This is a genomic window from Flavobacterium sp. UBA6195 (assembly GCF_002422095.1).
GTDB lineage: Bacteria > Bacteroidota > Bacteroidia > Flavobacteriales > Flavobacteriaceae > Flavobacterium.
In genome coordinates this window covers 1-6,242 of sequence record NZ_DITB01000046.1, presented here as the reverse complement: position 1 = coordinate 6,242, position 6,242 = coordinate 1, and the positions used below count along the sequence as shown (strand labels likewise).

Sequence of the window (6,242 nt, the reverse complement as noted above, 5' to 3'; positions counted from 1 at the left end):
TGGAAAACAACTATATCATTCACGCCTCAGGAAAAGTACGAATTGACAGACTAGACCACTTAGGAATTTACAATGCAGAAACAAATCGACATACTCACAAGCTTAGAGTAATTAAGAAAATAATTTAAAAAAAACTGTTAAAAAGGAAGCGAATAAAACTTCCTTTTTTTTATTTCCTTATTTTTGAAAAAACTATTGCAATGAACAGAAGCTTTACTTCATTTTTTATATTTTTTATTTCACTTTCTATTTGGGCACAAGCACCTCAAAAACTCAATTCTGTAGAAATCTACGAACAAATTCAAAAACTAAACTTTTTAGGTAAAGTACTCTATTTAGCAGCACATCCTGATGATGAAAACACAAAACTTATCACCTATTTTTCAAACCATTATCACGCACAAACGGCTTATTTATCCTTAACTCGTGGCGATGGTGGTCAAAATTTAATTGGAACCGAATTGCGTGAAAAATTAGGCGCCATCAGAACTCAAGAATTATTAGCGGCTAGAAGAATTGATGGTGGCGAACAGTTTTTTACCCGTGCTAATGACTTCGGGTTTTCAAAAGAACCGAACGAAACTTTTGCCATTTGGAATAAAGATGAAGTAATGGAAGACGTGATTCAAGTGATGGAAACGTTTCGTCCTGATATCATTGTAAATCGTTTTGCGCACAATACACCAGGAACTACTCACGGACATCACACCGCTTCTGCAATGTTGAGTTTAGAAGCTTATGACATCATAAAACACAAACCAAAACGTATTTTTTTCAATACTTCTTGGTGGTTTTATGGAAGTCAGGAAGCATTTGATGCTGCTGATAAATCAAATTTTCTAGCTATTAATTCTAATGTGTTTTACCCATTAAAAGGAAAAAGCAATAACGAAATTGCCGCTTTAAGTAGAAGTCAACACAAATGTCAAGGTTTTGGAACTTTAGGAACACGTGGTGACGAAATCGAATATTTAGAATTGCTAAAAGGTGATTTACCAAACAGTAATAACTTATTTGAAGGTATCGATACTTCTTGGAACCGTGTGAAAGGTGGCAATGAAATCGGTAAAATTCTATACGAAATTGAAAAGAATTTCAACTTTGGAAACCCTTCTGTTCATATTCCAAATTTGATTCAAGCCTACGATTTGATTCAAAAATTAGAAGATTCACATTGGAAAGAAATCAAAACGAAACAAATTATCAAAATTATTGAAGCTTGTAGCGGTTTGTTCATGGAAGCCATTGCTGATTCAGAAACGATTACAAAAGATAGTAAATTCAATCTTCAATTGGAGGTGATTAATCGTAGTCAATCGAATGTAAAATTGATTTCGATTAATGCCTTAAATATCAAAAATGAAACGCAAAACAAACCTTTGAAAAACAACGAAAAAGTAAGTCTTGAATTCAAAGATGTTGTTCTTGGAAATGCGGTTGATTATTCGAACTTATTTTGGTTAAAAGAACAACAAACGGAAGGTATGTATAAAGTTTCGGATAAATCGATTCGTATTTTACCTGAAATTTCTACTTCATTCCCTGTGATTTTTACTATGGAAATCCAAGGAAAAACCATTGAATTCGTTAAGAATATAAGCTATAAATTCAACAATCCGGATGATGGTGAAACCTATGTTCCTTTTACGATTTTACCTGAATTTACTTCTACTATCGAACCAAAAGTTATTATCTTTAATTCGACCCAACCTAAAGAAATCACAGTAAAAGTAAAAGCACATAAAGCAAACGCTTCGGGAAAATTATCGTTAGCAATTCCAGAAGATTGGAAAATCGAACCTAAAGAAATTCCATTTGCAATTGAAGTAAAAAATGACGAACGTAAATTCACCTTTAAAATATATCCAACGAAAGCAGAAATTACATCCAAAATGGTTGCTCAAATTACCACTTCTAATGGAACGATTTTAGACAAAGAATTGGTTACGATTCAATATCCTCACATTCCAAAACAAACGATTTTAGTAACTTCAGCATCAAAAGTGGTAAAATTAGATATTGCTACAAAAGGTAAAAACATCGGTTATATCATGGGCGCTGGTGATGAAGTCAATAAAAATTTAGAAAACTTAGGTTTCCAAGTGACCAATTTGAATCCAAATGAAATTACTACTGAAAATTTAAAATCATTCGATGCTGTAATTTTAGGAATTCGAGCTTTTAATGTCGTAGACGAATTGAAATTTAAAAATAAAACACTATTCGATTATGTAGCTAATGGCGGAAATGTTATCGTTCAATACAACACAACTAACAATTTGATTACCAAAGAAATAGCACCCTATAACGTAAAACTTTCAAGAGATCGCGTTACCGATGAAAATGCAAAAGTTACTTTCTTAGCACCGAATCACAAAGTGTTAAATCAACCAAATAAAATTACTGAAAAGGATTTCTCAGGTTGGGTTCAAGAGCAAGGATTGTATTATCCAAACGAATGGAGTTCCGAATTTATTTCTATTTTAGCTTCCAACGATCCAAACGAAACACCAAAAAATGGTGGTTTACTAATCGCTAAACACGGAAAAGGAAATTACATTTACACTGGATTAAGTTTCTTTAGAGAACTTCCCGAAGGCGTAAGTGGCGCTTATAGATTATTGGCTAATTTAATTGCACTAGATAAATAATGGAAGAAAAACACCGTTGGAAAAAAAGTTATAGCATTGTACTGATTTTGAATGCTATCTACATTTTAATTTTCTATTTACTAAAAGAAATTTATACCTAATATGGAAAATTTAGATTGGATAGTTTTATCAGTCACTTTATCGTTTATCGTCATTTACGGAATCCTGAAAACCAAAGGAAGCGCCAATGTAAAAGACTATTTATTAGATAATAACGAAACGCCTTGGTTTACCGTTGGGGTTTCGGTTATGGCAACACAAGCAAGTGCGATTACTTTTTTATCAACGCCTGGGCAAGCCTATCATGATGGAATGGGATTTGTGCAATTCTACTTTGGACTTCCGTTGGCAATGATTATAATTGCTTATACTTTTATTCCGATTTACCATCGATTAAAAGTATATACGGCCTACGAATATTTAGAACAACGATTCAACATTGAAACTAGAACTTTAGCTGCAATTTTATTTTTAATTCAAAGAGGTTTAGGTACTGGAATCACTATTTATGCTCCTTCAATTATTTTATCAGCATTATTGGGTTGGAATTTGAACATGCTAAATATCATTATTGGTATTTTAGTAATCGTTTACACTGTAACAGGCGGAACTAAAGCGGTAAATGTTACCCAAAAACATCAGATGTTCGTAATTATGTCGGGAATGTTTATCATTTTCTTTTACATTTTAGCGAATCTTCCTCACGAAGTAGATTTTTCAAATGTACTTCATATTGCAGGGGCGAATGGAAAAATGGACATTCTAGATTTCTCTTACAATCCTGAAACACGTTACACGTTTTGGAGCGGAATTACCGGTGGATTCTTCTTGATGCTCTCCTATTTTGGAACTGACCAATCTCAGGTAGGTCGCTATTTATCTGGAAAATCGGTAAAAGAAAGTCAAATGGGATTAATCATGAATGGAATTTTAAAAGTTCCCATGCAATTTTTCATTCTTTTAACTGGAGTTTTAGTTTTTGTTTTCTTTCAATTTAACGATGCTCCATTGCATTTCAATCCAACAAATGTTGAGAAAGTAAAGGCTTCGGAATACAAAGCAGATTATGAAAATTTAGAAAAAAAGTTAACCCAAATCAACACGGATAAAAAAATTGTGAATCAAATTTATATCGAACAATTAAAACACAATGAATTTGATAATCCCATTCTGAAAAAACAAATGGTTGCGCTTTCTTTGAAAGAAAAAGATTTGCGTGAAGATGCGAAAGAAGTCATTAAAAAAGTAGACGAAAAAACAGAAACTAATGACAAAGATTATGTTTTTCTCTATTTTATATTAAATTACCTTCCAAAAGGACTTTTAGGCTTACTTTTAGCCGTGATTTTCAGTGCAGCTATGTCATCAAGTGCATCTGGATTAAATTCACTTGGCGCTACTTCAGCTATTGATATTTACAAAAGAAATGTAAGTAATAAGTCAGACAAACATTATGTAGTTGCTACACAATATTTTACGGTATTTTGGGGAATTATAGCAATAGGATTTGCTTGTATTAGTTCGTTATTTGAAAATTTAATTCAATTGGTAAACATCATTGGTTCTATTTTCTACGGAACGGTTTTAGGTATTTTCTTGATTGGATTTTATATCAAATATATCAAAGGTAAAGCAGTTTTCATTGGAGCTTGCGTAAGCCAGTTAACCATTTTTTACATCTTCTATTTAGATGTAGTAAGTTACCTTTGGTTAAATTTTATTGGAGCACTTTTAACAATAACGTTATCATTCTTATTTCAAAAATATTATAATAAAGCATAAAAAAATCCCGATATAATCGGGACTTTTTTTTATGTAGCAAATTATTTAGACCATTCAGCAATGCTATCTTTATTCATTTTTTCATAATCAGCATTTCCTGCTTTAACTGATAAAGCTAATGATTCTTTAGCAGTAGCAATAGCTCCTTTTTTATCACCTAATTTTGCCTGAATTAAAGATTTTAATCTCAAATACCAAAAAGGTACATCTTGTCCCTTTGGAGCATTAGTAACTGCCAAATTAACCCAGGTTAAAGCTTTGTTTAAATCTCCATTTGATTGATAATAATATTGAGCTGAAGAAAAATAATCTGCAGCTGAAGGACCTGCTAACGTTTTTTCAATACTTTTCATTGCCATCTCTTGAGTTGGAACAGTAAATGGAATAGTTACCAGAGTTCTTTCCCAAGACAATTCAATTACACCAGAATCATTAGTTAAATTATTCAAGAAAATTGATAAAGATTCTACTGACTTATTCAATGTTTCTGGTTTAACTGTAACTTTCAAAGCTACTTTTGATTCATCCCAATTATCAGGTAATCCCCAATTATTAGTATCTGAATAAAATATTATTTCCCAATTGTCAGCTTTTGGAGTTGAAAATAAAGCATATTTCCCTTTTTTAAGATCTTTTCCAGCAATCTTAACATCTTCACTGAAAGAAATTGTGGTATTAGCATTAGCGCCTGTTCTCCACATTTTTCCGTAAGGCACTAAATCCCCATAAACAGTTCTTCCTTTTGCACTTGGACGTGAATATTCTACTTGAACTGTAGTTAACCCAACAACTTGCTCAACTTTGGCAGAAGGACTCGATTGAGGCGTTTTAACTTGTGCTTCAACCATAAAATTGGCTAATATAACAGCCAACATAACAATAATTTTTCTCATAGATTTTTGTTTTTAAGATGCCCAAATTTACAAATTGTGAACAAATCAAATGTTAATTAATACTTAAATGATATTTTTTTGTTTAATTTATAACTAAAAAGTTTAAACAATTTAATACTTTTACAAAAAAAATAAAATGAAAATATATCGATTACATACCAAACAAAATTTACCTATTAGCATTGACAAAGCTTGGGAACTTCTATCTGATCCAAAAAATTTGCAATTAATTACTCCAGATTATATGGGATTTAAAATCCTCTCAGGAGCAGACAGACCAATGTTTCCTGGGCAAATTATACAATATATAGTTACTCCTGTTTTAGGAATTCCAACCAAATGGGTGACCGAAATCACGCATGTTGTGGACAAACAGTATTTTGTAGACGAACAGCGTTTTGGTCCCTATGCATTGTGGCATCACAAACATTTTATCAAAGAAATTCCAGGTGGAGTTGAAATGGAAGATATTGTAGATTATAAAGTGCCTATGGGAATTTTAGGTCAATTGGTCCACCCTATTTTAGTGAAACCAAAATTAGATGAGATATTTGAATACCGAAGAAAAAAATTAATCGAACTATTTGGTGAATTTAAAGGATAACATCATGAAAAATATATTATTAATTGGTGGTTCTTACGGAATTGGATTAGCCATAGCAAAAGAACTACAATTTGAAAATAACGTTTATATCGCTTCGAGAAGTAATGAAAACTTAGCCGATGTAAAAGCAACTCATATTACATTCGATGCAACAAAAGATGCTATAGACACTTCTCAATTACCTGCTGTAATTGATGGTTTAGTTTATTGTCCAGGAAGTATCAATTTAAGACCTTTTAAAGGATTAAAACCAGAAGCTTTTGAAACCGATTTACAAATTAATTTCATAAGTTTGGTAAAAGTAATTCAATC

Annotated in this window: 5 protein-coding genes and 1 pseudogene; 5 read left to right on the top strand and 1 reads right to left on the bottom strand. The window is 31.8% G+C overall.

What is annotated here, in order from left to right; genetic code table 11:
- From B4I81_RS03785 to B4I81_RS03775, 3 genes and pseudogenes are all read left to right on the top strand, one after another.
- A pseudogene (locus B4I81_RS03785) lies at positions 1–128 on the top strand (hydrolase Nlp/P60); the annotation flags it as partial.
- A gap of 72 nt (positions 129–200) precedes the next feature.
- Positions 201–2,651: a PIG-L family deacetylase gene (locus B4I81_RS03780; protein ID WP_291107781.1), complete on the top strand. Its 2,451-nt coding sequence runs from the start codon at positions 201–203 to the stop codon at positions 2,649–2,651.
- A gap of 102 nt (positions 2,652–2,753) precedes the next feature.
- Positions 2,754–4,433, top strand: coding sequence for a sodium:solute symporter (locus B4I81_RS03775; protein WP_291107778.1), 1,680 nt, complete (start codon positions 2,754–2,756; stop codon positions 4,431–4,433).
- Between the two features lie 41 nt (positions 4,434–4,474).
- Here B4I81_RS03775 and B4I81_RS03770 read toward each other — a convergent pair whose 3' ends face one another.
- Entirely contained in the window at positions 4,475–5,326 is an 852-nt protein-coding gene (locus B4I81_RS03770) for a DUF2911 domain-containing protein (protein ID WP_291107775.1), read from the bottom strand.
- Positions 5,327–5,462: 136 nt separating this feature from the next.
- Between B4I81_RS03770 and B4I81_RS03765 the strand changes: the two genes are divergently transcribed.
- Both B4I81_RS03765 and B4I81_RS03760 read left to right on the top strand, forming a co-directional pair.
- The gene (locus B4I81_RS03765) at positions 5,463–5,930 is read left to right on the top strand and encodes an SRPBCC family protein (protein ID WP_291107773.1); all 468 of its coding nucleotides are present in this window, start codon (positions 5,463–5,465) and stop codon (positions 5,928–5,930) included.
- Between the two features lie 4 nt (positions 5,931–5,934).
- On the top strand, positions 5,935–6,242 hold a 308-nt coding region (locus B4I81_RS03760; RefSeq protein ID WP_291107770.1), incomplete at its 3' end, for an SDR family NAD(P)-dependent oxidoreductase.